Origin of the sequence: Nitratireductor sp. PBL-C9 (genome assembly GCF_050877045.1) — a bacterium.
In the GTDB taxonomy this organism is placed as follows: Bacteria; Pseudomonadota; Alphaproteobacteria; order Rhizobiales; family Rhizobiaceae; genus Nitratireductor; species Nitratireductor aquimarinus.
Genome location: NZ_JBPAXW010000003.1, coordinates 49,867 through 74,166 on the forward strand (window position 1 = coordinate 49,867; position 24,300 = coordinate 74,166).

24 protein-coding genes are annotated in these 24,300 nt (G+C 61.6%); 10 read left to right on the top strand and 14 right to left on the bottom strand.

The features are described from left to right. The first annotated feature begins 97 nt into the window (after positions 1–97). The 3 genes from ACRTG1_RS07675 to msrP all read left to right on the top strand — a co-directional run bounded on the left by ACRTG1_RS07675 (position 98) and on the right by msrP (position 4,993). A complete protein-coding gene (locus ACRTG1_RS07675) occupies positions 98–1,633 on the top strand; it encodes a putative bifunctional diguanylate cyclase/phosphodiesterase (protein WP_113155754.1) in 1,536 nt (511 codons plus the stop codon). A 207-nt stretch (positions 1,634–1,840) separates the two neighbouring features. Then, the gene (locus ACRTG1_RS07680) at positions 1,841–3,889 is read left to right on the top strand and encodes an elongation factor G (RefSeq protein ID WP_283799559.1); all 2,049 of its coding nucleotides are present in this window, start codon (positions 1,841–1,843) and stop codon (positions 3,887–3,889) included. Between the two features lie 120 nt (positions 3,890–4,009). Next, positions 4,010–4,993, top strand: a complete 984-nt coding sequence (msrP, locus tag ACRTG1_RS07685) for a protein-methionine-sulfoxide reductase catalytic subunit MsrP (RefSeq protein ID WP_206543978.1) — start codon at positions 4,010–4,012, stop codon at positions 4,991–4,993. A 241-nt stretch (positions 4,994–5,234) separates the two neighbouring features. On the opposite strand, the gene ACRTG1_RS07690 is transcribed toward msrP, so the two are convergent. Together ACRTG1_RS07690 and trxB are read right to left on the bottom strand one after the other, a co-directional pair. Continuing rightward, entirely contained in the window at positions 5,235–6,125 is an 891-nt protein-coding gene (locus tag ACRTG1_RS07690) for a LysR family transcriptional regulator (protein WP_113155757.1), read from the bottom strand. Between the two features lie 77 nt (positions 6,126–6,202). Then, complete coding sequence (gene trxB / locus ACRTG1_RS07695; RefSeq protein ID WP_113155758.1) at positions 6,203–7,177, bottom strand: thioredoxin-disulfide reductase; 975 nt, start codon at positions 7,175–7,177, stop codon at positions 6,203–6,205. A 468-nt stretch (positions 7,178–7,645) separates the two neighbouring features. Between trxB and ACRTG1_RS07700 the strand changes: the two genes are divergently transcribed. Continuing rightward, on the top strand, positions 7,646–8,119 hold the full coding sequence (locus tag ACRTG1_RS07700) for an Lrp/AsnC family transcriptional regulator (protein ID WP_113155759.1): 474 nt from the start codon (positions 7,646–7,648) through the stop codon (positions 8,117–8,119). A gap of 47 nt (positions 8,120–8,166) precedes the next feature. On the opposite strand, the gene ACRTG1_RS07705 is transcribed toward ACRTG1_RS07700, so the two are convergent. The 6 genes from ACRTG1_RS07705 to greA all read right to left on the bottom strand — a co-directional run bounded on the left by ACRTG1_RS07705 (position 8,167) and on the right by greA (position 12,984). Next, entirely contained in the window at positions 8,167–8,949 is a 783-nt protein-coding gene (locus tag ACRTG1_RS07705; protein ID WP_283799557.1) for a hypothetical protein, read from the bottom strand. A 1-nt stretch (position 8,950) separates the two neighbouring features. After that, positions 8,951–9,742, bottom strand: coding sequence for a glycosyltransferase family 25 protein (locus ACRTG1_RS07710; protein WP_206543981.1), 792 nt, complete (start codon positions 9,740–9,742; stop codon positions 8,951–8,953). A 155-nt stretch (positions 9,743–9,897) separates the two neighbouring features. Further along, the gene (locus ACRTG1_RS07715) at positions 9,898–10,692 is read right to left on the bottom strand and encodes a glycosyltransferase family 25 protein (RefSeq protein ID WP_432516022.1); all 795 of its coding nucleotides are present in this window, start codon (positions 10,690–10,692) and stop codon (positions 9,898–9,900) included. Further along, complete coding sequence (locus ACRTG1_RS07720) at positions 10,686–11,435, bottom strand: glycosyltransferase family 25 protein (RefSeq protein ID WP_317560341.1); 750 nt, start codon at positions 11,433–11,435, stop codon at positions 10,686–10,688. The genes ACRTG1_RS07715 and ACRTG1_RS07720 overlap by 7 nt, the downstream gene beginning before the upstream one ends. Continuing rightward, positions 11,414–12,508 (bottom strand): glycosyltransferase family 4 protein, encoded by a 1,095-nt coding sequence (locus ACRTG1_RS07725; RefSeq protein WP_432516023.1) that lies wholly within the window; start codon positions 12,506–12,508, stop codon positions 11,414–11,416. Before ACRTG1_RS07725 ends, ACRTG1_RS07720 begins: the two co-directional genes overlap by 22 nt. A 2-nt stretch (positions 12,509–12,510) precedes the next feature. Next, positions 12,511–12,984: a transcription elongation factor GreA gene (gene greA, locus ACRTG1_RS07730; protein ID WP_113155765.1), complete on the bottom strand. Its 474-nt coding sequence runs from the start codon at positions 12,982–12,984 to the stop codon at positions 12,511–12,513. 278 nt (positions 12,985–13,262) lie between these two features. Between greA and ACRTG1_RS07735 the strand changes: the two genes are divergently transcribed. The 6 genes from ACRTG1_RS07735 (at position 13,263) to ACRTG1_RS07760 (ending at position 19,217) form a co-directional block, all read left to right on the top strand. Continuing rightward, positions 13,263–14,396, top strand: a complete 1,134-nt coding sequence (locus tag ACRTG1_RS07735; RefSeq protein WP_206554226.1) for a PQQ-dependent sugar dehydrogenase — start codon at positions 13,263–13,265, stop codon at positions 14,394–14,396. A gap of 109 nt (positions 14,397–14,505) precedes the next feature. Further along, complete coding sequence (locus ACRTG1_RS07740) at positions 14,506–15,396, top strand: DMT family transporter (protein ID WP_113155767.1); 891 nt, start codon at positions 14,506–14,508, stop codon at positions 15,394–15,396. A gap of 85 nt (positions 15,397–15,481) precedes the next feature. After that, the gene (locus ACRTG1_RS07745) at positions 15,482–15,910 is read left to right on the top strand and encodes a DUF3775 domain-containing protein (RefSeq protein WP_206543986.1); all 429 of its coding nucleotides are present in this window, start codon (positions 15,482–15,484) and stop codon (positions 15,908–15,910) included. Positions 15,911–15,970: 60 nt separating this feature from the next. Then, positions 15,971–16,795, top strand: a complete 825-nt coding sequence (locus tag ACRTG1_RS07750; protein ID WP_432516024.1) for an extensin family protein — start codon at positions 15,971–15,973, stop codon at positions 16,793–16,795. Between the two features lie 120 nt (positions 16,796–16,915). Next, a complete protein-coding gene (locus ACRTG1_RS07755) occupies positions 16,916–17,845 on the top strand; it encodes an extensin family protein (RefSeq protein WP_432516025.1) in 930 nt (309 codons plus the stop codon). Between the two features lie 73 nt (positions 17,846–17,918). Continuing rightward, positions 17,919–19,217 carry a hemolysin family protein gene (locus ACRTG1_RS07760; RefSeq protein WP_432516026.1) on the top strand — a complete coding sequence of 433 codons (1,299 nt, stop codon included), beginning with the start codon at positions 17,919–17,921 and terminating at the stop codon, positions 19,215–19,217. A gap of 105 nt (positions 19,218–19,322) precedes the next feature. Here the strand turns inward: ACRTG1_RS07760 and ACRTG1_RS07765 are convergent, their stop codons facing one another. The 6 genes from ACRTG1_RS07765 to ACRTG1_RS07790 form a co-directional block, all read right to left on the bottom strand. Continuing rightward, positions 19,323–19,712: an acyl-CoA thioesterase gene (locus ACRTG1_RS07765; RefSeq protein WP_113155770.1), complete on the bottom strand. Its 390-nt coding sequence runs from the start codon at positions 19,710–19,712 to the stop codon at positions 19,323–19,325. A 381-nt stretch (positions 19,713–20,093) separates the two neighbouring features. After that, positions 20,094–20,990 carry an NAD-dependent epimerase/dehydratase family protein gene (locus ACRTG1_RS07770; RefSeq protein WP_432516202.1) on the bottom strand — a complete coding sequence of 299 codons (897 nt, stop codon included), beginning with the start codon at positions 20,988–20,990 and terminating at the stop codon, positions 20,094–20,096. Between the two features lie 2 nt (positions 20,991–20,992). Beyond that, positions 20,993–21,802, bottom strand: a complete 810-nt coding sequence (locus ACRTG1_RS07775) for a glycosyltransferase (RefSeq protein WP_206548217.1) — start codon at positions 21,800–21,802, stop codon at positions 20,993–20,995. Positions 21,803–21,814: 12 nt separating this feature from the next. Then, on the bottom strand, positions 21,815–23,035 hold the full coding sequence (locus ACRTG1_RS07780; RefSeq protein ID WP_113155772.1) for an NAD-dependent epimerase/dehydratase family protein: 1,221 nt from the start codon (positions 23,033–23,035) through the stop codon (positions 21,815–21,817). A gap of 167 nt (positions 23,036–23,202) precedes the next feature. Next, entirely contained in the window at positions 23,203–23,445 is a 243-nt protein-coding gene (locus tag ACRTG1_RS07785; protein ID WP_113155773.1) for a DUF1344 domain-containing protein, read from the bottom strand. A 469-nt stretch (positions 23,446–23,914) separates the two neighbouring features. Then, on the bottom strand, positions 23,915–24,241 hold the full coding sequence (locus tag ACRTG1_RS07790; RefSeq protein ID WP_224924598.1) for a BA14K family protein: 327 nt from the start codon (positions 24,239–24,241) through the stop codon (positions 23,915–23,917). Between the last annotated feature and the right edge of the window lie 59 nt (positions 24,242–24,300).

The following is a 24,300-nucleotide window of genomic DNA, read 5'->3' on the forward strand; positions in this document are numbered from 1 at the left end:
GCAAAATATCTTTTTTGCCGCGCAACATTCTTAACGCCCCCTTAGAGTTTCGTATTGTTCTCTCCGTCTCCAGGGGCCTTGGGGAGAAAGCGGGGGCATGAGCATCCTCTCCACCGTGCAGCGTAATGGCGAACGGTTTTACAGCGGCGTTCAAGCGCTTTTGATTTCGGCGACGGCGATGGTGGCCATCGCCTATTTTGCGCCGCCTGAGGAAAGTGCTTTCACGACCTGGCTGCTGCTGACCTGCATGGTGCTCAGTGTCGCAGGTCTGGCCCTGCTCACCTATCTGCGACGCACCGTTTCACAGCAGCTTCAGGATGCCGTGCGCATCGAAGCCGAGCGCCACAGGGTCACCGAAACCGACCTCATGACAACCGCGCTCACACGCGGCCGTTTTCTTGACGAACTGAGCGCAAGCATCGGCACGCTGTCCAAGCCGCGACGCATCATGCTCCTGCTCGTCGATCTCGACCATTTCAAGCAGCTCAATGACGGTTTCGGCCACCAGTTCGGCGATGAGGCGCTTGCGCATCTGGTCGCCTGCGCGCGGCATTGCTTTCCCGACTGCGCCATTGGCCGGCTGGGCGGCGATGAGTTCGCCATCCTGATGTACGGCAATGACCTCAACCGCTGCCGCACGCGCGCCCAGAAGCTGCTTGCCATGCTGCAGGACGGACGCGCCTGCGAAGGACATCAGGTGCCGCTCAGCGCTTCCATCGGCATTGCCGTCGCGCCACAACACGCGAGCAGCCACAAGGAACTGCCGCTTCTGGCGGATCTGGCTCTTTACGAAAGCAAGGGCGCAGGACGCGGCAGGGTGACGGTTTTCGATCCGGACATGCTGTCGGAGAAACGTCAGCGCCGTCTTCTCGAGCGTGAACTCAGGGCGGCTGTCTACCTCAACGAACTCGAGCTGCACTATCAGGTGATCACCGACACGGAGCGAAACCGCGCGGCCGTGGAGGGGCTTGTGCGGTGGCGACACCCGGTGCGCGGAATGATATCGCCGGGCGAGTTCATCCCCATTGCCGAACGGTCAAGCCTGATCGACATGATCGGCGAATGGGTTTTCCGCCGGGCCTGCCTCGATCTGCACCGCTTCCCCGACAACCGCATCAGCATCAATGTCTCGGGCGAGCAGCTGAAGCGTGATGGTCTGGTGCACATGCTGGACCGCGTTCTGCAGGAGACGGATGCGCAGGCCAACCGCTTCATTCTCGAGATTACCGAAACCGTGGCCACCGCCGCCACGCCGGAGATCATCGCCCGCATCGTTCGGCTGCGCGAGATGGGCTTCCACATTGCGCTCGACGATTTCGGCACGGGTCACTGCGGCTTCAACTATATCAAGACGCTGCCCATCGATGCGATCAAGATCGACCGCAGCTACATTCACAATCTGGACGATGACCGCATCGCCCAGGTGTTCGTCTCCGCCCTCACCCAGATCGCGCGCATTCAGGATCTCGTCATCGTGGCGGAGGGGATCGAAACAGAGGAAGAGTTCCGGCTGGCCCGCTCCGCCGGCTGCAATCGCTTTCAGGGCTATTATCTGGGAAAACCGCAGCCTCTGCCCCCTTTTCGAGAAGCGCCCGGCCTCACTGAACGTCGGGCGCTAGCTCTCTCGGCCTGACGCCCCTTGCCCAAAACCCGCAGCCGTGTGACGATATTTTCACGGAGAACGTCGGCGCTCCGGCATGCAGATGCCACGCACGGGTTTCTCAAGGGCGCAGAATGCTCCTGATCATCCGTCAACGCGCCACGACCGCGCGACGGCCGCCGAGGCCGGCCGCCGCTCATGAAACGTGTGGGTGAAACGCGTGACAGGAGACCGCCAGCCATGGGAACACGCTCGGGAGAAAGAAGCCGCGGACCGAAATGCATCGCCATTGTCGGTCCGTTTGCAAGCGGTAAGACCACCCTTCTTGAAGCCATTCTGGAACGTACCGGCGCCATAATGAAACAGGCCGCGACCGGCTCCGGCGCGACAGTCGGCGATCATTCGGCAGAGGCCAGAGAGCACCAGATGAGCGTCGAGGCGAGCATCGCCACGACGGAGTTTCTGGGCGAGAGCATGACCTTCGTCGACTGCCCGGGCTCGATTGAATTCGCCCATGAGGCCGATCCCGTTCTGGCGGCTGCCGACATGGCCATCGTCGTGACGGAACCCGACGAAAAGAAGATCGCCGCCCTTCAGCTCACCCTCCACCGGCTGGACGAGCTGGGCATTCCGCGCATGATCTTTCTCAACAAGATCGAGCATGCCACGCTCGGCGTGCGCGACATGCTGAAGATGCTGCAGCCGACCAGCGACACACCGCTGATGCTGCGCCAGATCCCGCTGCGCAAGGACGGCATTGTCATCGGCTCCATCGATCTGGCGCTTGAGCGCGCCTATATCTACCGCGAACACGCCAGCAGCGAGATCGCGCCCATCGACGACGACGACAGGGCGCGCGAGGTGGAGGCCCGCTTCTCCATGCTGGAAACACTGGCCGACCACGACGACAAGCTGATGGAGCAATTGCTCGAAGAGATCGAACCGCCGCGCGATGCGATCTTCGACGATCTGGCGGCCGATTTGCGCGACGGCAGTGTTACGCCGGTGCTCATCGGCTCGGCGGAAAAGGGCAATGGCATCCTGCGGCTGCTGAAGTCGATACGGCACGATTCACCCGACATCGAAGCCACCCGCGAGCGTCTTGGCCTGCAGGAGACGGACGACACGGTTCTTCAGGTCATGAAGACCATCCACACGCCCCATGGCGGCAAGCTCTCGGTCTCGCGCGTGCTGTGCGGCACGCTTACCGACGGAACGGAAGTGCGCAACGAGAAGGCATCCGACAAGGTCTCGGGCATCTACACGCTGCTTGGCCGCGAGCAGAACAAGGTCGCCAGCGCACAGGCCGGCGAAACGGTTGCTCTCGGCAAGCTGGACGACGTGCGGACAGGCGATACGCTCACCACCGGCAAGACGCCGATTGCGCCGCTGATCGCGCTTGAGCCGCCTCAGCCCGTCTACTCCATGGCTGTGCGGCCCGGCGACAGAAAGGACGAGGCAAAGCTCTCGCTCGGCCTGCAGAAGCTGGCGGAGGAAGATTCAGCACTTGGCCTCGAACAGCGGCAGGAAACCGGAGAGACGGTGCTGTGCGGCCAGGGCGAGATGCACCTGCGCGTCACCCGCGAGCGGCTGGAAGGCAAATACCAGGTGCCGATCACCACGGCCCCGCCCAGCGTCGCCTACCGTGAGACGATCCGCAAAAACACCACCCAGCGTGGCCGCCACAAGAAGCAGTCGGGCGGGCACGGGCAGTTCGGCGATGTGGTTCTGGATATCCGCCCCCTGCCCCGCGGCTCGGGCTTCGAGTTCACCGACACGATCACCGGTGGCGTGGTGCCCAAGCAGTACATCCCGTCCGTGGAAGCCGGCGTCATCGATTATCTGAAATGCGGGCCGCTTGGCTTTCCCGTCATCGATGTGGCGGTGAACCTTGCAGACGGCTCCTATCACAGCGTCGATTCCTCCGACATGGCCTTCCAGCTTGCCGGCAGGCTGGCCATGAAAGAAGGGCTTGGCGACTGTTCGCCTGTTTTGCTGGAGCCGATCCTCAAGGTGGAGGTTCACACGCCGTCCGATGCGACGGCGCGGGTGACCGCCATCCTCTCCCAGCGACGCGGGCAGATACTCGGTTTTGACGCGCGCCCCGGCTGGAACGGCTGGGACGTGGTGGAAGCGATGATCCCGGCATCGGAGACCGGCGACCTGATCATCGAACTGCGCTCGGCCACGGCAGGCGTGGCGGGCTATCGCGCAAGCTTCGATCATATGGCCGAGCTTACGGGACGGCTGGCAGACGCCGCAATGAACGCGCAGGGAAAGGCGGCGTAAGCGGCAACAGCCTCAGGGCTTCAGCCCCTGCGGCACACAATCGTGAAGTCGTGTGATTTTGACAGGCGGGCATCTGGCCCTACCACTTGGACAAACTGGAAAAGCAAGCTGGAGAAAGCCATGCCCGCCATCCACCGCCGCCCGCGCTGGGCGGTCGCCGAACATGCGGCCACGCCGGAAGACGTTTTCGCCAACCGCCGGACCATTCTGAAAGGGCTGGGGCTTGGCATGGGCGCGATTGCCGGCGCCGGGTTGCTGCCCGGGATGGCACGGGCGCAGGGCGGGGATGACGCCGCAGGCCGCACCGCCGCGCTTTATCCGGCAGAGCGCAACACGGCCTACACGATCGAACGTGACGTGACGCCGGAAGACGTCAGCAGCGCCTACAACAATTTCTACGAATTCGGTTCCCACAAGCAGATCGCGCGCGCCGCACAGGCGCTGCCCACCCATCCGTGGGACATCGAGATCGGCGGCCTGGTGGAAAAGCCCATGACCATCGCCTTCGAGGATCTGGCCAAACGCATGCCGCTGGAAGAACGTCTCTACCGGCATCGCTGCGTTGAGGCATGGTCGATGACCGTTCCGTGGACGGGTTTCCCGCTTTCCGCCCTTGTGGCGCTCGCCAGTCCTCTCTCATCCGCCCGCTATGTGCGTTTCGAGACGTTCAACGACCCGAGCGTTGCCGGCGGACAGAAACAGGTCTGGTATCCCTGGCCCTATGTGGAAGGCGTCACGATGGAGGAAGCGGCCAACGACCTCGCCTTCATGGTGACGGGCGTCTATGGCAAGCCGCTTGCAAAACAGTTCGGCGCGCCCCTGCGCCTCGCCCTGCCCTGGAAATACGGCTTCAAGTCCATCAAATCGATCCGGCGGATCAGCTTCACGGAAGAGCGGCCCGTCAGCTTCTGGGAAGAGATCGCGGCCAGCGAATACGGCTTCTGGGCCAATGTGAACCCGCAGGTTCCGCATCCGCGCTGGAGCCAGGCGGAAGAGCGTGTCCTCCACACGGGAGAGACCGTGCCCACGCAGCTCTTCAACGGCTATGGCGAAGAGGTTGCCGCGCTTTATGCGGGGCTCGAAAACGAACAGCTCTATCGCTGACAATCGCGGTTTTGGGATGCAGATAAAAAAAGAGCCGGATCAAAAGAGATCCGGCTTAGTCATTGGAAGTGCCATATAGGCGAAACCTCCAGAGGGGAACACTCGCGGGGGCAAATGGGAGGAGAACGCCCCCGGGAGTGCTTCTCATATGGGCAATCGCCGCCTAAATAACAACCACATGATTTTGCAATTCACCCATGCAATTTTGCATGACACGCCGTATTTCTTTGGAAATACTGCGTCAAAATGCCCAATGACGCGATTTTGAAATCAAGAAATCGCGGAAGGCATGCAGCTTTGCCTGATTTTTCATCACGTTCGGATAGCAGAAATAGGTGTCGAAGGATGGCACCGCCGTTTCGGGCATAAGCTGCACGAGATCGTTGCTCTTGCCGACCACATAATCAGGCAGCATCGCGATGCCGGCGCCACGCTGAACGGCCAGCTTGATCGACAGGATGTTGTTGATCTGAAGCGCTGTCTGGCGCTTTTGGCCCTCCGGTCGGCCAGCGGTCTCCAGCCAGTTCATGTCGCTCAGATGCGGCGGCACTGCCTCGCCAAACGTCACGATCCGGTGCTTGTCCAGATCCGCGATCGACGACGGCTTGCCATGCTTGTTCACATAGGATGGCGATGCGAACAGGTGGAAATGCACGGTGAACAGCTTGCGCTGAATGAGATCCGGCTGCTGCGGCTGACGCATGCGAATGGCGCAGTCGGCCTGCCGCATGGTCAGATCCAGCTCCTCATTGTCGAGGATCAGCTGCAACTCGATGTCTGGATAGAGTTCGATGAACTCCGGCAGACGCTCCGTCAGCCAGCCCGTGCCAAGCCCCACCGTGGTGGAGACCTTCAACAGGCCGGATGGGCGATCCTTCGCCTCGGTCAGCCGCACGCGCACGCTTTCGAGCTGCATCAGCACCTCATGCGCGGTGCGGTAGAGCATCTCGCCCTGCTCGGTCAGAACGAGGCCGCGCGCGTGCCGATGAAAAAGCGGCACGCCCACTTCCTGCTCCAGCGCACTCACCTGGCGCGAAATGGCCGACTGCGAAAGATGCAGTATCTCAGCGGCGTGCGTAAACGAGCCAGCCTCTGCGGCAGCGTGAAAAACTCTGAGCTTGTCCCAGTCCAACGCCTCGTTCTCCTCTGTCAGGCGCTCGTACCGTTATGGGCGTTGCCGCCCGGCTGTCGTTGCGTGTTGTTCCCGCTCTATTCGGCAGCCGCCTTTTCTGTTTCCAGCGCCGCCAGGTATTTTTCCGCTTCAAGCGCCGCCATGCAACCAAGGCCCGCCGCCGTGACCGCCTGGCGGTAGACATCGTCGGCCACGTCCCCCGCTGCAAACACACCCGGCACATCGGTCTGTGTCGTGCCCGGCTGCGTCCAGAGATAGCCATTCGGCTTCTGCTTCAGCTTGCCTTCAAACAGCTCAACCGCCGGCGCATGGCCAATGGCCACGAACACGCCATGCGTTGCCAGCTCGGAAACCTCGCCCGAATGCACATTCTTGAGGCGCACGCCCGTTACCGATGCCGGCATTGGCGGCTTGGCCGGGGTGCCGGTGATTTCATCGATCACCGTGTCCCACATGACCTTCACATTCTCTTTCGCCAGCAGGCGCTCCTGCAGAATGCGCTCGGAGCGCAGTTCGTCGCGGCGATGAACCAGCGTTACGGTCTTGGCGAGATTGGAAAGATAAAGCGCTTCCTCGACCGCGGTATTGCCGCCGCCGACCACCACGACGTCGCGCCCGCGATAGAAGAAGCCATCGCAGGTGGCGCATGCCGAGACACCGAAGCCCATGAAGGTCTCTTCGGAGGGCAGGCCCAGCCACTTCGCCTTTGCGCCGGTGGCGATGATGAGGGCGTCACAGGTGTATTCCGTGCCGGAATCGCCCTTGAGCCGGAAGGGGCGCGAGGAAAGATCCGCTTCCACGATCAGGTCGTTGGCGATTTCCGCGCCGACATTCTCCGCCTGGCCGCGCATCTGCTCCATCAGCCAAGGGCCCTGGATCGGATCGGCAAAGCCCGGATAATTCTCCACCTCGGTGGTGATCATCAACTGACCGCCCTGCTCCATGCCCGCAACGAGAAGAGGCTTCAGCATGGCGCGCGCCGCATAGATGGCGGCCGTGTATCCGGCCGGACCCGAACCAATGATGAGAACGGGTGCATGACGACGTGACATGGAGTGAATCCTTTCTTCCTCGATGGCCCGCAGAAGCTGACATCTGGTCGCTTGCCGGCTGCAATTCTGGCTCTGCGCGCATCAAAGCAGCCACCCGCCAACGATACGCATTTTTTGGACGGCCGACCTATTAGGCCACCATCCGGACAATTCGGTGACATGATCTAAGTATTCACCACCCGATTGTGCAAGGCGAGGAATGCGTTTCCAACAGCTACCGAACGCCGCTACCGCTGTTTATCGCAGTCTGCATACCCTCAAACACGGTGGATAGAGCCGGTCGCAAACAAATGCATTGCTTGGCTTGCCATGACGCATGCCCTAATTTCGGTCTGCGTGCAGGAGAGATTCTCGCGCGCTGGGGCGTTTCCGCTTTTCGGGCTGTTCCGATGCTCCAGTAAAATGTAGATCGTCCTTTGTGCGCCGAGATGGACGCACGGCGATATGGCAACAGAATTGGGAAACACAATGCCGCTACAGGCCGATCTTGACGCAATCGACTGGAAAATTCTGCGCGAGCTTCAGGCCGACGGCAAAATGACCAATGTGGAACTGTCGCGGCGCGTCGGCATTTCCGCCCCGCCCTGTCTTCGCCGTGTCAAACGGCTCGAAGAGAGCGGCATCATCAAGGGGTACCGCGCCCTCCTGAATTCACCGGCCCTTGGTCTCGACGTGGTGGCGTTCTGCCTCATCGGGCTGCATTACCAGTCCGAGACGGAGCTCAAGACGTTTGCCGAGCGCACGCTCAAATGGCCAATCGTGCGCCGCGCATGGATGGTGTCAGGCGATTCCGACTTCATGCTGCATTGCGTGGCCCCGGACCTCACCACCTTCCAGACCTTCGTGATCGAGCAGTTAACCTCCGCGCCCAATGTCGACACGGTGCGCACCGCGCTCACCATCCGCCAGGTCAAGGACGAAGGCCTCGTCGCCATAGACTAGGCACGCGGAAGCTGCATATCGCGACTTCCTGCACTTACCCGGCATTGCTATTCGTAGTTTTCGAAATCGGGCGCAGGCACCAGTTGCAGAATGCGCCGGTGATATTCGAGCGTGAGCGGCGCAAGCACATCCCCAAGCAGAAAGCTCCACGGCACCGGGTAGCGTGAAGGCCCGTCGCCATAATCAACGCCCGGCACTTCCTTCGGGTATCGCGCGGGATTGGCCTTGAGATGCGGCAGAAGAATATCCAGCCGCTTTTCGACAATCGAAAGCCAGCGACCGGTCAGTTCCGTGTCAGGCCGGAAGATGAAAGCGCCGTTGCCGATCACATGCCCACGCAGCCGCTTTGTCCTGCGATAGCGCCAGGCCATCTCCAGCGCACCGGCCGGCCTATCCAGAAAATACCGCTGGCCCGCGATTTTCGACTTATGGAAACGCGCCGTGCCACCCGGCACTTCACCATATCCCGCGCCAAGCGCTTCTTCCCGCTCGATTGCCTCAAATGCGGGTTTCCATGAAGCGTGGCAGCGCTTGATGTCCGTATAGCCGCCACCGAAATGATGCATAAAATAGGCGCGCAGATAATCGGACTGGTGGATCGGCGAAAGAAACGCGAACGCCGCATGGAAGGGCCGTCCGGGCAGAACAAAGCTCGCAAGCGTCTGCTCGGTCACGAGGTGGACCCTGCATTCGCTTGTTGTCAGTGTTCGCAGCCCCTCAAGCCGCGTTTCGGAAAGCTCCGCTGGCCCCAGCCAGAACACGAAAATGCGGTCTCGCCAATCAGGTGCGATCTGATCACGGCTGGAAAGCCAGGAAGACGGATCCTGCATCTTAACGGAACTCCACGACCTGCCGCCGGCGTTTACCGGCAAGTCCCATGAGTTTGTTTGTCAGCGTCCGGCTTTCCTTGCCCCAGACCTCGCGCAGCCTCTCGCCTGGCGGCAGCCTGCGCTTCACCTTGTCGTCGCGCCCTTCAATGCTGGTGTGCGGGTCATGCGTTCTGCCGTCGCCCGTCGTTTCCCATTGCTGAACGCAGATCGCCGGTGAAAGCTGATAGATCCTCGATGACTTGAAGACCGGCGAGAGACCACTGAAGAGAAAATCGTCCAGCGCCTCGCAGAATGCTTCGCTCTGCGACAGAAGCCTCTGCGCGCAATCGCGCGAGACGATGTAACCCGCCGCGCAATAGTGCGACGAACGCAGACGATGGAGCGCTCGATCATCGACAGCACCACGGGCTTCTGCGTCCAAAAAGACACGGGATGCGGTCGTCTCGATCTTCACGATATCCGCGTCCTCGGGGATCCAGGCAGTGTCGCCCAGAACCGCGCCGGCATTTTCGCCAAGCAGAACATCATCCTCAAAGACAGCGCCAAAGCGCCCGCCATCCTCAAGCAGGGCGCGCCAGCAGGCCCGATGGCTCAGAAAACAGCCGACCTCGCCCGGCGTCAGCCGTCCCCAGCGCCCTTCCCCGGAAATGTGCCGATCCAGCTCGGACTGGTCCAGCAATCTGCCGTCGACGCCTTCGACGCGCGTAACCTCAAGCCCCGCCGCCCCGAAACGCTCGCGGAGCAGCGCCAGGCGATCTTCTGCCCTGCGAAGGTTTATCAGGTATAGCTTCATTTACTCGACACTGCCAATTTATTGCAGAAATCAGATTAAACCGACTCCTGAGTCGCAATAAACGACCTTATAAAATATCAATTGCCGCATAAATCGGGCGAGATCTAATTTAACCAACAAGAGCCCATCATTGTGGTGAGATCCGTCCCTTCCTTTCAGCGGAAAGGGACACGCACCCAGCGACGGTCGGAGAAAAGTCCGGTTACCACGCCGCTGATCACCCCACCCAGTTGCTCGAAGGGGCGCGCCGCTTCACGGCGCAGCTTGTCAAAGCCCGTACGCCGCTTGGTGCGCCGCTCACCCTGCAGAGCGCTGCCAAGCGCCTGACCGGATGCCGGTTTCAGAAAAACTTCCTGGATCGCCACTGCGGGCATCAGCTGATAGATCGGCCTGCCATGCCACCCCGGCACCGTACGGTTGAACAGAAACTGATCCGCAGGATCGCAAAACGTCTCCGTCAGCGCCAGCAGTTCGCGCGCGCAGTCGCGGGAGATGATGTAGGCACCCGCACCCGCATAATCGCGATGAAGCGCAAAGACGCCATGGTCCGCAATTTCCGCTACGGGAACCTTGCCCACAAGGGTCTTGAAGCGTGACGCTTCCACCTTCACGATCCCGCCGTCGGCAGGCATCCAGTCTCCACTGGCCAACACTTCCCCGGCATTCTCGCCCAGAAAGAGGTCGTCCTCGCACACAAGCGTGTGGTTTTCCGCACTTTCCGCCGCGATTTCCCAGCATTTTCGATGGGAAAGAAAACAGGCCACCTCACCGACGCCGAGTTCGTAGAAATTCGGTTTGCCCTTTCGATACGCAGCAATCGTCTCGTCGGAAAGCCGGGCGGCATCAACCGCCGCAACACGCTGAAACGCGAGCCCATGCGCGGAGAACTCCTTGCGCATGTGTTGAAGACGCTTTTTCTCCCGGTCGAGATTGATGACCAGGATCAGCATCGGTCTGCAGCCGACAGGCGTCGCACGGCCTGCCTGTACATGAAGCGGTGATACTCACGCGAGACCCGCTGCCAGGGCGTCTTGCCGCCCTGAATCGTGCTGCCGCCCGTCTCTTGCGTGCGATCGGAAACGCCAGACGGAACAACGCAGACCGGCGTAATGCCCGTCAGCCAGCGCATCTGGAGAAAGGTGTCCACCGGACGGTCGAAACGTTCGCTGAGACTGAGCAGTTTTTCCGCCGTTTCGCGCGAAACCAGCTGGGCAGACGTGCGCAATTGCGTGATTTCGGGCGAAACCACGTCAATCCCATCACCGCGTGCGACAGTGCGAAAAGCGCCTTTCACAGGCCGCGTCTGAAACTGCACATAGGCAGCCCCCTTGCAGGCGGCCTTCCCCATCTCGAAGCAGCGCCCGAAAAGCGCGACGTCGAGCGCCACATCGTCTTCGATGATCAGCCCCGCATCGAGCCCGCGCTCCACGATCATGCGCCACACCTTGCGGTGCGACAGGAAGCAGGCGACTTCGGATTTGCGCAGGGCGAACGGATAAGCCGGCCTGTGAAGCTCCTTCACATAATGGCCTGCGATCTCTTCATCGCTCATTGCCTGACCGTCCACCGCGTCCACCACGCTGGCCTTGACCGGCAGTTCTTTCAGAAGATGATCCACCTGCTGTCGCCGGGCGGTCGCGCGCTGAAGGTGAATGATGAAGCCTTCGATCTTCACTTTGAAGCCTTTCGCCACAGATCCTCATAGATCCCGTTCAGCGTTTTTGCCTCACCTTCAAGGGGAAAATGCGACCGTGCATGCAAAAGCGCTGCATCGGCTGCCCTGCCCCGCAAGGCGTCGTCATCCATGTAATGCGCTGCCGCAGAAACCATCGCTCCGAGATCATCAACGGCAACAAGCGTGCCCGCACCGCTATTTTCCAATAACTCGGAGAATGCGCCCACATCCGTGGCGACGACAGGCACCGCCGTCGCCATCGCTTCAAGCGGCGTCAGGCCAAACCCTTCCCAGCGTTGCGGCGCGATGAAAAGCGAAAGCGCACGGTACCAGGCGGGAATGTCTTCGCGGGTGCCGACGAAATGAACACGGTCGGCAAGTCCGGCAGCGCGCACCTTTTCCTTCAGCCCCGCCTCGAAAGCGGCGTGCGGCTGCGTCGCCTGACCGGCGATGATAGCAGACCAGCCCGGCCGCTCCGGCAGCAGCGCAATCATCGCATCGACGAAGAGATCCGTGCCCTTCTGATGCCGAACCCGGCCAAAGCAACCCACATAACGCTGCCCTTCGGGCATGCCGACGGCCGCCGCAGCCTCGGCGGGGCCTGACGGCGGCGAGAAGCGCGTGGTGTCGATGCCATGCATCACCACCTGATTGGGGACCTTGAGATAGCTCGCCGTCTTGCGGCTCGTCGCCACCACGCGGTCCATGCGGTTGATCAGAAAGCGCGTCCAGCGCGTGTGATGGCGCTGGGAGGCGGAGGTGAAAACCAGTTTCAGGGGCGCGCGGAAAACATCGCGCAGCACCACACCGGCCAGCATCTCCGGATTGCGCCGGGCATGCCAGACACGGAACGGACGGTTTTCGGGTTTCAGCAAAAGACCCGGCACCTGCCACCAGCGCAGCTTCGGCAGTGTGTCGGGAAGGCCCGGCCCCACGGTTGTGATGGCCAGGCTCTCGGCCTGTTTGGGCACCAGTTGCACGATTGTGCTGGTGACGCCCGAAAGCCGCTTCTTGAAGTTCGGGGCCACCACTTCCACGTCTCTGACGGGAAGTGGCTGGCCGCTCGCGCTTGCGGGCACTTTGCCGGACATGGTCAGCCGTAGCGGACTTCTATCACTTCGTAGCCCCGTGCACCGCCCGGAGCATTCACTTCGATGGAATCACCAACGGCCTTGCCGATCAGTGCACGCGCGATGGGCGAGGAAATGGAAATACGACCGGCCTTCACATCGGCTTCCTGATCGCCAACGATCTGGTAGGTCTTTTCCTCTTCCGTGTCTTCGTCGACCAGCATCACGGTTGCACCAAACTTGATGGTGTCGCCGGACAGCTTCGACACGTCGATCACTTCAGCGCGGGCGATGTAATCCTCGAGTTCGCCGATGCGGCCTTCATTGAGGCTCTGCGCCTCCTTGGCTGCATGATATTCAGCATTCTCCGAAAGGTCGCCATGCGCGCGCGCCTCGGCAATTGCCTCGATGATGCGCGGGCGCTCTTCCTGCTGACGCCAACGCAGCTCTTCCTTCAACGCCGCAGCTCCGGCGAGCGTCATCGGAACCTTGATCATTTCATTCACCTTCCAGACATGAAAACAGGAACAGCTTCCGCACGCGATGCGCGAAACGCCGCCCTGCCACAGGCGCAGACATAAAAAGAAACGGTCCGAAAGCTTCTGCCTGCGGAACCGCTTCTCATGACCCCTGTCAATATAACAAGGTCATGACGTTTTTCACGCAAATTTTTGCGTTCCGAACGTACAACTGCTCCAATCGCGAACAAATCTGTCTTGCCTGAATGTGGCTACATCCTGTCTGTTGACGGAATCGCGTAATGGGAGAAAGTTTCATGCACAACCTGGTCCTGCGAACAGCTCTGGCTTCCGCCCTTCTGGCCCTGCCCTCATTTGCGGCTGCCAAATCGTTTGCCACGGACAAGGTGACCGTCTCCTCCGAAACGCTCGCGCGCGGTCTTTCCAATCCCTGGGGGCTCGATTTCCTGCCCGACGGCAGCGCTCTCGTCACGGAGCGGTCGGGCCAGTTGCGCCTTTACGCCGATGGCGCCCTCTCGGCTCCCATTCCGGGTGTGCCCGCCGTCGCCGAAACCGGACAGGGCGGGCTTCTGGATGTTGCAGTCGCGCCGGACTTTGCCGAGACGGGAACGATCTTCCTCTCCTATTCAGAACCTGGTGAGGGCGGAGCCGGCACGGCCATCGCACGCGCCACACTGGTTCTGGACGGCGAGACCCCACGACTTGAAGACGTGACCACCATTTTTTCGATGAACCGGAAAACCGGGGCCGGTCAGCATTTCGGCTCGCGCATCGTTCTGCATCCCGACGGAACGCTGTTCTTCACCATCGGCGACCGTGGCGAAGGCGGCCGCGCGCAGGATCCCACGGATCATGCCGGCTCCGTCCTGCGCATCAATCGCGACGGCAGCATCCCGCAGGACAACCCATTTGCAAACACGCCCGACGCCGCGCACGAGATCTGGTCCATGGGGCACAGAAACCCGCAGGGCATGGTCTTCGATCCCGTCACCCAGTCGATCTGGACGGTGGAACATGGCGCGCGCGGCGGGGATGAGGTCAATCGCCCCGAGGCCGGCAAGAACTATGGCTGGCCGGTCATCTCCTACGGGGTCAATTACAGCGGAACGCAGATCGGTCAGGGAACCGAAGCCCCCGGCTACGAACAGCCGGAATATTACTGGGACCCCTCCATCGCCCCGTCGGGGGCGGCTGTCTATGAAGGCGAAATGTTCCCCGAATGGGAAGGTGATCTTCTGGTTGCGGCCCTTAAATACCACCTCGTTGCCCGTCTCGAACGCGATGAGGACGGGGAAATCACCGGTGAGGAACGCCTGTTCCGGGGCGCGTTCGGCCGTATCCGCGATGTGAATGTCGCGCCTGACGGTTCGATCTGGCTTCTGACCGACAAGCGCAAGGGTGAGATCATCCGCATATTCCGACCGGAATAGCCCGAAACTTTCCTGCCGTTCTGGACCATAGGCCGCCGGGCCTGCGGCCCTTGCGCCGCAGGGTTGCGCTGCGTAAGGAATACGCTCTTTCTACGATCCGGATACGCGCATGACACGGGTTCAGGCCAATCTTCTTCTGCTTCTTGCCGGCGCCATGTGGGGCATGGGCTTTGTTGCCCAGTCCACGGCCATGGATGCGATTGGCCCGTTCCTTTTCATCGGTCTGCGCTTTGCAATCGCCTGCCTCTCGGTGCTGCCCTTCGCCCTGTGGGAAAGCCGCCGCAGCACAGCGAGCCTGACGGTTCTGGACAAGCGCAATTTCGTGGTAATCGGCGTGCTCCTCTTTGCCGGCATGGCTGCGCAGCAGGTGGGGCTTCTTACAACGACCGTCACCAATTCCGGTTTTCTGACCGGACTTTATGTGGTGATGGTCCCCTTTCTCGCCGTCCTCCTGTTTCGGCAATGGCCGCACCGGATTGTCTGGCCGGCAGCACTTTCCGCCCTTGCCGGCATCTGGCTCCTTTCCGGCGCAGGCAAGGTTTCGCTCCAGATCGGCGACTGGCTCACGATCCTCTGCGCCCTGTTCTGGGCTCTTCAGGTGATCATGATCGGGCGCAGCGCCAGCCACACGGGGCGTCCCGTCACCCTGTCCGTGACACAGTTCGGGGTAACTGCCGTCATCGCGCTCGCCATCGCTTCATTCATAGAGCCCATCGATCTTGCCGCCATCCGCATCGCGCTGCCGGAAATCCTCTATGCAGGCGTCTTTTCCGGCGGCATCGCCTTCACGCTGCAGGTCATCGGCCAGCGCTACACGACAGCGCCGCAGGCAGCCATTTTCCTCTCCACCGAGGCCGTGTTTGCCGCCCTGTTTGGCGCGATTTTCCTTGGCGAACGGCTTCCGCCGCTCGGCCTTGCGGGCTGCGGTCTGATCTTTGCGGCGATCCTTGCCGTCGAGATCGTTCCCGCCATCCGCAGCCGCCGGCGAAGCGTGGCCTGAGGGTTTTCTCACGGAGCGATCGACAGGCATCGCGCTTTCAACATTTTCTGCGCTATCATGACAGCGTTTGCTGGAGGATATGGACGTGCAGAAGCCTGTCGAACGAGAATGGGAACTGTCGATCGATCCCGACACAGTGCGCCTGCTCGCAGGCAAGGCGCGCGCCATCAGCGCCGGCCTCAACAGCGACTATGACGATGGCCATGAGCATGAAGTGGAGATCGATGGCGAAGCGCGCGACACTCACCAGCATGACGGCCTCATTGAAGAGGAAGAAGAGGATCTGACGGAAGAGGAGTTCCGCGAACTCGTGGCCGACCTCAACGTGGATGAAGCGGCCGAACTGATGGCGCTCGCCTGGATCGGTCGGGGCGACTACGACATCAGCGAATGGTCCAATGCCGTCAATGACGCCAAACAGCACGGCGCAAAACGGGTGGCGACCTATCTTCTCGGCATGCCGATGCTCGGCGACTGGCTGGATGAAGCCCTCGACGCCATTGGCGCGCGATAAAATGCCGATCAGAAAAAGCGCTTATTTCCCGATTATCGGGTTTTGATGCAATCAACCCGCATGATCCACAGACCTGCCGTCCGGCGCGCCTTTCGGCCCATTCTGCTCAGTCTTTTCGCGCTGACACTGTCTCCGGCGCAGAGTGTCCTTGCCGAAAAGGGCGGGCGCATCACGCTTCCCCCTTCGGGACCCATTCCGCATATGCGGGGTGAGGTAAAGCGTCAGGAGATGTCGGTCGTTGTGCCGATCCCCTCTCCGCGCCCGACCGACAAAGACAAAGGCAAAGAAAAAGAAAAGGCCGGGACCAAAAAGGATCAGCCCAGACCACAAAGCACACCGAAGGAAGAAACAGCCTGCCGCAAGGCGCTGTCCGAGCTTGGCGTCACCTTCGAGGATCGGGAGCCGATTGGGGACAAGGACATCGGCTGCAGCATCCCGCATCCCCTTGTCATCAAAGACCTGTCGCGGAAGATTTCGCTGGAGCCTGAAGCCACGCTCAACTGCACGACTGCGCTGGCGCTGGCCCGCTTCTTCGCCGGACAGGTGCCTGCCCTTGCACGCAAGCACCTGAAGCAACCCATTCGTTCCGTGCGTCACGCCTCCGCCTATGTCTGCCGCGCGCGCAACGGCACGAACACGCTCTCCGAACACGCCTTCGGCAATGCGCTCGACATTGCAGCCTTCACGCTGGCAGACGGCACCACACTGACCGTCTCCAAGAAGGACGACCCCAAGAGCGACGGTGCGCGCTTTCTCGACGCGTTCCGCAAGGCGGCCTGCGGCCCGTTCCTCACCGTGCTCGGTCCCGGCAGCGACGCGGACCACGCCGATCACTTTCATCTGGACATGAAATCGCGACGCAACGACCGCCCCTATTGCCGATAGGTCCTCCCCCTCGCCACAAAGACGTCACAGGTCTGAACGGCGTCACTGATACTTCCTTTACCTTGACGCGCTAAGCTTCAGCTTCTCTCAGCAAATTCGAGAGGTGACGGGGGCGTGTTCATGGCGGGTATTCGAGTTGACAGGCTGGTTGCACCGGTGCGGCGTCCGCGCGTGCGGCTCATGCTCGCCGGCCTGACGCTTGCAACCCTCTCCGCCTGTTCCGTCAGCGATGTGATGTCGCCGCGCCCGTCCGTGGATCTCGGTGTGCGCACCGCTGCCGTTCCCACGGCCACGGTGAGCCAGATCGCACCGCCAGCGCCAGTCATGCAACAGGTTGCGCCGCCGGCACCGGTTCAGGCTCAGCTGGTGCAACCCCCAGCACCTGCTGCATCACCGGCGCCGGCCAGGGCGCAGGGCCTTCAGGCGCTCGTCCCGTCCAATCCGATGATGGTGTCCTATCCGCGTTTTACCGTACCGCGTGACGAAAGCTCCGCGCGCGTCATGCCGCCGGAAGAGGTCGCATGCCGCAAACGTCTGAAACGCCTGGGCGTCCAGTATCAGGATCTTGAGCCGATCAATGATGGCGGCGCATGCCGCATCGACTGGCCGATCAAGGTCAGCGGACTGTCCGGCGGCATCGAGATGGCGCCCGCCGCAACGCTTAACTGCCAGATGGCAGAAACCTTCGCCCGCTGGACAAAGAACGAGCTCGCACCAGCCGCACGCACCCGCTATTTCACCGGCATCGGCAAGATCCGCCAAGGCTCGAGCTATTCGTGCCGACGGATCGCCGGAACCAGCGTCGCCTCGGAGCATTCCAAGGGCAACGCGCTCGACGTGATGAGTGTGGAACTGAAGAACGGACGCGAAGTCGATGTGCGCAAGCCCGGCTTCTTCGCCTTCCGCCAGCGCGGCCTGCTCAACTCGGTTCGCGCCGAAGGCTGCGACTATTTCACCACCGTTCTCGGCCCCGGCTACAATTACGACCACCGCGATCATTTCCACTTCGACCTGAAGGGCCGCCGCAACGGCTATCGCGCCTGCAAGTAAAGCTGTGCGCTGAAACAGTCATACACACACGCCAAGGCTCGCGCCGTTCTTTCCGGGGTGCTAAAGAGCAACCATGCTCATCGTTGAAATCGTCATTCTGTTCGTCCTCATTCTCTTCAACGGCTTCATGGCCATGTCGGAGCTTGCCGTGGTGTCGGCAAGGCCCGCGCGCCTCAAGTCGCGCGCCGATCAGGGGCAGCGGGGTGCGGCCCGCGCACTGGCGCTTTCCGCCGATCCCGGCCGTTTTCTCTCCACTGTGCAGATCGGCATCACGCTGGTCGGCGTCCTTTCCGGCGCCTTCTCCGGCGCAACGCTGGGCACCCGGCTTTCGGAATGGCTGATTACGCAGGGCTTTTCGACCAGCGTGGCAAACCCGCTTGGCGTCGGCATCGTCGTGGCGCTCATCACCTATGTGTCGCTGATCGTCGGCGAGCTGGTGCCCAAGCAGATCGCGCTCAAGAATGCCGAAGGCATTGCGGTCAAGGTTGCGCCGATCATGGGGCTCCTGTCACGCATCACCCTGCCCCTCGTCTGGCTGCTCGACGTGTCGGGCCGTCTGGTTCTGGCGCTGCTCGGGCAGAGCGCGGAATCGAGCCAGCGCGTGACGGACGAGGAGATCAGGACCCTGATCGCCGAAGCAGAGAGCAGCGGCACCATCGAATCCGACGAACGCCGCATGATCGCCGGCGTGATGCGTCTTGCCGACCGCAAGGCGCGCGCCATCATGACGCCGCGTGGCGAAATCGACTGGCTGGACCTTTCGGCGGGCGAAGAAGCGCTGGCGGGCAACCTGAAGACCTCGGGACACTCACTCCTGCCAGCCGGCGAAGGCTCGATCGACGAGATTGTGGGCGTCGTCAAACTGCGCGACCTTCTGGCGTCCGATCTGGCGGGCGAGCCCCTCGACATTCGCGCCCATGTGCGCCCTGCCCCCGTCGTGCATGACATGGCGGATGCGCTGGATGTGCTTTCCATCCTGCGCGAAGCCGACATGCCCATGGCGCTTGTGCATGACGAGCACGGTCATTTCGAGGGCATCGTCACGCCGTCGGATATTCTGGAATCGATTGCCGGCCTGTTCCGCGCCGATGCCGAAGAAGGCGAGATGGACATTGTCGAGCGCGCTGACGGTTCGTGGCTGCTGCCGGGCTCCATGCCCGCCGACGAAATGGCGGACCATCTGGGCTTCACCCTGCCGCTTGAGCGCAGCTACACGACGCTCGCCGGCTTCCTTCTGTCCGAGTTCACGCATCTGCCGAAGACCGGCGAAAGCACCGATGCGATGGGTTGGCGGTTTGAGATCATGGATCTCGACAATCGCCGCATCGACCGTGTTCTGGCGACCCGCCTCGACGAGACGCCGGAGGCCTGAGCGCCGTGCGTCCATTCGGACGCACAAAGGACGCTCCAGCCTGTTGAATCTGCGCACCGTGCTTTCTGAAAATCGATTCCGATTTTCGGGCCGATGCGCCAAGCCTCACTCCTCCGGCGGGACAGGCGTCGGCTTGCCATTGACGTCGAGCGCCACCATCACGAAATCCGCATGCGTCACCATCTCGATGGTCGGCGACAGATAACGCTGCGCCCAGGCTTCCACCTTGAGCCGGATCGATGTGCGCCCCACGCTTTCGATGTGCGTGTAGATGCACAGCGTGTCGCCCACCTTCATGGGCTTGGCGAAGGCCATTTCCTTCACGGCTGCCGTGACCACGCGGCCATGCGCGCGCTCGGCAGCGCGTATGCCGCTGGCAAGGTCCATCTGCGCCATGACCCAGCCACCGAAAATGTCGCCGGCGGCATTGGCGTCGCCGGGCATTGCCTGCGTGCGCAGCGTCAGATCGCCGGTGGGGTTTTCCGGTGCATTCATGGTTCCTGGTCCCTTCATCCTGTCTGAGCCGGGCGTAGCTGCGCGCCAATGACAGGTCAAGAAACCTGCCGCATGGCCCCGCGCCAATATCCGGCACGCCGCTCCTTTACGCAAAGAATGCAGCGCGATTTTTCGATTCTGCGTCAAAGCCTTGGCGCAACAACGTGAATCAATGCGCGAAAAACGTGAATCAATACATCAACATCTTGAATCGATGGATGAGGTTTTACCGTAAACGTGCGGCAACGACTCGCATAACCGCAGGCAGCGCCCGCCGGTCTCGCCACTTTTCACCAGAAATGCTTCACGGGGAAAATTTCGGTGGTGGTCTGCCGCCGCTCATACCGAACGGCGACACAACACGATCTTACCACAACACGGTTAATAGCCGTTTAACAACGTCCTGACGGTGCGCTCCAGAAGCGCTTCACCGCCGGGGTTCCACCCCAGTGCGCGCAGCCGTTCGGTGTGCATCGCGTTGACGGCACTGCGGTCGGCAGCCTCCGGCAGCGCATTACCGCATCCTGTTTCACGCACCACCAGCGCCAGAAGATCGCGACGGTCGAGCACCAGATCGGACACGTTGAAGAGGCCCTGCGCAAGCGCCGCCACCGGTGCTTCCAGCATCAGCCGCACCGCGGATCCGACATCCTCGCCATGCACCTCGGTCGCCGCGCGCGGCGTGATCTCACGGCCGGCCAGATAGTCTTCGAAGAGCCCTGCCCATTTGTGCCGGCGGCCGATGCCAGCCGGCCCGTAGACGCCGGTCACCCGCAGGCTGACGCCGAGAAAACGGTCATCACAGAGCGCTGAAAGCGCCTCTTCGGCAGCGCGCTTCACCTCGCCATAAAGCGTATCGGGAAGGCAGGTCTCCATCTCGTCCAGCATCACGCCGGGCGCGCGCGGCCCATAGACAGCGCGCGTGGAGAGGAACACCGTTCGGGAAACCCCAGCGGCCCTTGCCGCGCGAAAAAGGGCAAGGCTGGCATCGAGATTGCGCCGCCGAAACCCTTCCGCGTCATCGCCCTCGCCGCCCCGGTATTTTCCGGGTGCATGGTCGAAGGCTGCATGAACGAAGAAATCCGCCCCTTCGAAAAGGGCAGTCGATATCGACGCCGGTTCGAGGCGAAGCGGGGCAAAGGCAACGGGCTCAGAAAAGAAACCATCCGGCGGGGCGTTGCGCCCCATGATTGTGACCCGGTGCCCGGCCGTCAGCAGCGCCTCGACGATGAAGCGGCCGACAAGCCCGGTTCCGCCGGAGACGATGCTGTGCGGCATGCTCATGGCGCAGGGTTCGCCAGCGTATCGATGTCGGGAATGTTCTCGCCCGAATGATAGGCGTGCCAGAGATCGATGAGCGGCTTGAGCTCGCCCGCCCTGGGATGATCGCGCTCCCACGGCTTTTCATACTGGTAGTGAACCACGGAAACGGACGTCCAGTCCCACAGCTCCGGCAGGTTGAACCAGACATATTGCAGCATGTTGAAGAACACCGGCAGGCCATGCCAGTCGGGAAAGAAATCCTGCAGGAAGGTCTGGTCGGTGCGCCGCCAGAAGGCGTCGGGCCGGTCGAGCCGCTCAAGCATCGCAGCGAAGGTCGCCTGCGAAGGCTGCGCGACAAACACGCCGGAGTTCAGCCGGTGAAAATCCGCCAAGCCCTCATAGACATTGGGGGCGGCGGAGAATTCGGGATAGCCGAACAGCCGGTCGATGTTGCGCACGACAACGGCGTCGGCGTCGATGAACACCACCCGCTCATATTCGGTGAGCTGCCACAGGCGCAGCTTGGCGAAATTGTCGAGCGGTGTGTGGAAGGCCGGCTTGTTGCCCTTGGTGAAGGGCGCATTGGCGTGAAGCCGCGCCCGCTGATGCCGCTCATTGAAGGCATCGGAGGTCGGCAGAAGCTCCGCCGGCACCAGAAGCGCGCCAAGAGCCGCAAGCGGCTCCAGCGCCTCGGCCGGCGTGCCGCCGGTGTGCATCACCACAAGATCGGCATCGGTGCCCGTCAGCCGCAAGGAGCGCACCAGAGCCAGCGCGCCCATTGCATAATCGGCATTGGTGACGAGCGTCACATAGGCCTGTTTCGGCATTGGGAGCGCCGCTTAACCGACGCTCTTGAGGCGCTTGCCCTCGGGATCGCGCTCGATTGTCGGCGCGATGTCCTTGGTCCATGCGGAAACGGCAGGGATGCGCGAACGGTCGACGCGGTAGTCGAACTTCTTGGCCACATCCACCACTTCAGCCAGAAGCCCTTCCTCGAGCGTGATCGGGTTGAGGCCCAGCGCAAGGAACTTGTCGTTCTTGACCACGAGTTCGTTTTCAGCGGCTTCCTTGCGCGGGTTGGGCAGATAGGCCACCTCGGCGCCGGTCATGCGGGCGATCATTTCGGCCAGATCGCGAACGCGGTGCGTCTCGGTCATCTGGTTGAAGATCTCGACGCGGTCGCCGCGCTTGGGCGGATTGGCGAGCGCAATCTCCACGCAGCGCACGGAATCCTGAATGTGGATGAAAGCGCGCGTCTGACCGCCCGTGCCGTGAACGGTCAGCGGGTAGCCGATGGCCGCCTGGATCAGGAAGCGGTTGAGCACCGTGCCATAGTCGCCGTCGTAATCGAAGCGGTTGATGAGCTGCGGATGCTGCTTCGTCTCTTCCGTGTGCGTGCCCCAGACGATGCCCTGGTGCAGGTCGGTGATGCGCACGCCGTCATTCTTGGCGTAGAACTGGAACAGAAGCTGATCCAGCGACTTGGTCATGTGGTAGATGGAGCCCGGATTGGTCGGGTAGAGGATATCGAGCGAAGCCGTATCGCCCGACAGCGTCTCGACGCCAACCGGCAGATAGCCTTCGGGAATGGCTGCGCCGACCGAGGAATAGCCGTAAACGCCCATCGTGCCCAGATGCACCAGATGCGCGTCGAGGCCGATCTCCGTCATCGCGTTGAGCAGATTGTGCGTCGCGTTGACGTTGTTGTTGACCGTGTAATTCTTGTGCCGGTCGCTCTTCATCGAATAAGGCGCGGCGCGCTGCTCGGCAAAGTGCACGATGGCGTCGGGGCGATGCTCATCGAGCCACGCCTTCAGCACATCGTAATCGCGCGCAAGATCGATCAGGTGGAAATGGATGCGCCGTCCGGTCTCCTGATGCCAGATGCGCGTGCGCTCCTGGATCGAATCCATCGGGGTCAGCGACTGGACACCGAGCTCGGTGTCGATCCAGCGCCGGGACAGATTGTCAACGATATGAACATCATGTCCGCGTGCCGACAGGTGAAGCGAGGTCGGCCAGCCGACGAATCCATCGCCGCCAAGAACTGCAATCTTCATGGAATTCTGCCTCCGGTAATCAAAGCATCGGGCTATGGGAACCATTCGATTCCCTTTCAGAGAGCCCCCTTAGCAAAGTTTTATGACAGTTTGTTCCGAAACAACAAACAAAAGAAAACCGGCCTCGCGTGGAGACCGGCTTTCCGTTCAGGTGAGAGTGGGCAGGATTACATTTGCGCGTCTACGGACGTCACCTCATTGGTCGTGTCATCGATGGTCAGCGTAACCGCCGCTCCGGACGCTATGCTGGCAAGATCGACGCCCTCACCAGCGGTGTAGACCGTGCCGTCGTCAAGCGCGATCGTCCGGGTCTCCGCATCCACGGATTGCACCGTGCCCTGCACTTCGGCGGCATAGGCCGAGAGCGTGAGAAAACCGGTGGCGGCCAGGGTTGCGAGGATCTTCTTCATCAACAGAACTCCCTTTGTTGCTCAACTGTCGGCCCAGTCCCCGGTGACAGTTCTTGGGGGAAGCGGGAACCAGGCCGACGGACAGAAAGATGGGGCGGAACACCGCCAATCTCAAATCAATCAGAGTGACCATCCAAAACACGGCCTGCGCCAAAGCTTTGCCGCAATCGCCACTACGGCGGGCACTCTCCGCGCAACAACGCGCAATGGCAGCTTTGGTTCAATCAAGCCGTGCTGCAAAGCAGACAAAATCCATGAAATGCGCGTTCACATCCGCGCGTGTTTTTTTCCGCGTTCGGGCAAAGCCCGATAAACAACGGTTACCGAACGCACCCGACACGTGAATCGGGCCGGCGCCTGAGGGAAGCACCGGCCCGCGAATGACCGCGATGAATGGGAGAGAGGGAGAAAGCGGTCATCCGGCGTCCGCTCGCACCTCCTTTCCTTTGTTGCACTTCAGAAATGAGGGTTACAGGCGACAGCGATGACGGTAGCCGTCGTAACCAAGGAACGTATCACTGTAGGCGTCATAAGAGCGGTACCGCGCATGACAGCGCGCCACATGGCGGTCCCAGGCGGAAGGAACGCCGTAAACAGGTGCAGGGCCGTAATACCGGGCGCGGGAGTCAGCTATCAGACCACCGGCGATGAAGCCGCCAAGCCCGGCAATCGCAGCCGCCTCACCCGGAGACAGGCTGCCGGCGCGACTCTCTGACGGCGCAAACGAAAGCGCGGAAGCGGTGAGCGCGAGAGCCAGCAGGCCACGGGTAACAGTGCGTTTCAGGGTCAGGGTCATTTCATCATCCTCCTTTTGCAATGAAGGGCCGGCCATCCCGGCCGTCCGATATGCGTCTG

Coding starts and splice junctions, on each gene's coding strand:
- ACRTG1_RS07675 (WP_113155754.1), top strand. CDS start 98: ATGAGCATCCTCTCCACCGTGCAGCGTAATGGCGAACGGTTTTACAGC.
- ACRTG1_RS07680 (WP_283799559.1), top strand. CDS start 1,841: ATGGGAACACGCTCGGGAGAAAGAAGCCGCGGACCGAAATGCATCGCC.
- msrP (WP_206543978.1), top strand. CDS start 4,010: ATGCCCGCCATCCACCGCCGCCCGCGCTGGGCGGTCGCCGAACATGCG.
- trxB (WP_113155758.1), bottom strand. CDS start 7,177: ATGTCACGTCGTCATGCACCCGTTCTCATCATTGGTTCGGGTCCGGCC.
- ACRTG1_RS07700 (WP_113155759.1), top strand. CDS start 7,646: ATGCCGCTACAGGCCGATCTTGACGCAATCGACTGGAAAATTCTGCGC.
- ACRTG1_RS07705 (WP_283799557.1), bottom strand. CDS start 8,949: ATGCAGGATCCGTCTTCCTGGCTTTCCAGCCGTGATCAGATCGCACCT.
- ACRTG1_RS07710 (WP_206543981.1), bottom strand. CDS start 9,742: ATGAAGCTATACCTGATAAACCTTCGCAGGGCAGAAGATCGCCTGGCG.
- ACRTG1_RS07715 (WP_432516022.1), bottom strand. CDS start 10,692: ATGCTGATCCTGGTCATCAATCTCGACCGGGAGAAAAAGCGTCTTCAA.
- ACRTG1_RS07725 (WP_432516023.1), bottom strand. CDS start 12,508: ATGTCCGGCAAAGTGCCCGCAAGCGCGAGCGGCCAGCCACTTCCCGTC.
- greA (WP_113155765.1), bottom strand. CDS start 12,984: ATGATCAAGGTTCCGATGACGCTCGCCGGAGCTGCGGCGTTGAAGGAA.
- ACRTG1_RS07735 (WP_206554226.1), top strand. CDS start 13,263: ATGCACAACCTGGTCCTGCGAACAGCTCTGGCTTCCGCCCTTCTGGCC.
- ACRTG1_RS07740 (WP_113155767.1), top strand. CDS start 14,506: ATGACACGGGTTCAGGCCAATCTTCTTCTGCTTCTTGCCGGCGCCATG.
- ACRTG1_RS07750 (WP_432516024.1), top strand. CDS start 15,971: ATGATCCACAGACCTGCCGTCCGGCGCGCCTTTCGGCCCATTCTGCTC.
- ACRTG1_RS07755 (WP_432516025.1), top strand. CDS start 16,916: ATGGCGGGTATTCGAGTTGACAGGCTGGTTGCACCGGTGCGGCGTCCG.
- ACRTG1_RS07760 (WP_432516026.1), top strand. CDS start 17,919: ATGCTCATCGTTGAAATCGTCATTCTGTTCGTCCTCATTCTCTTCAAC.
- ACRTG1_RS07765 (WP_113155770.1), bottom strand. CDS start 19,712: ATGAATGCACCGGAAAACCCCACCGGCGATCTGACGCTGCGCACGCAG.
- ACRTG1_RS07770 (WP_432516202.1), bottom strand. CDS start 20,990: ATGCCGCACAGCATCGTCTCCGGCGGAACCGGGCTTGTCGGCCGCTTC.
- ACRTG1_RS07775 (WP_206548217.1), bottom strand. CDS start 21,802: ATGCCGAAACAGGCCTATGTGACGCTCGTCACCAATGCCGATTATGCA.
- ACRTG1_RS07780 (WP_113155772.1), bottom strand. CDS start 23,035: ATGAAGATTGCAGTTCTTGGCGGCGATGGATTCGTCGGCTGGCCGACC.
- ACRTG1_RS07785 (WP_113155773.1), bottom strand. CDS start 23,445: ATGAAGAAGATCCTCGCAACCCTGGCCGCCACCGGTTTTCTCACGCTC.
- ACRTG1_RS07790 (WP_224924598.1), bottom strand. CDS start 24,241: ATGACCCTGACCCTGAAACGCACTGTTACCCGTGGCCTGCTGGCTCTC.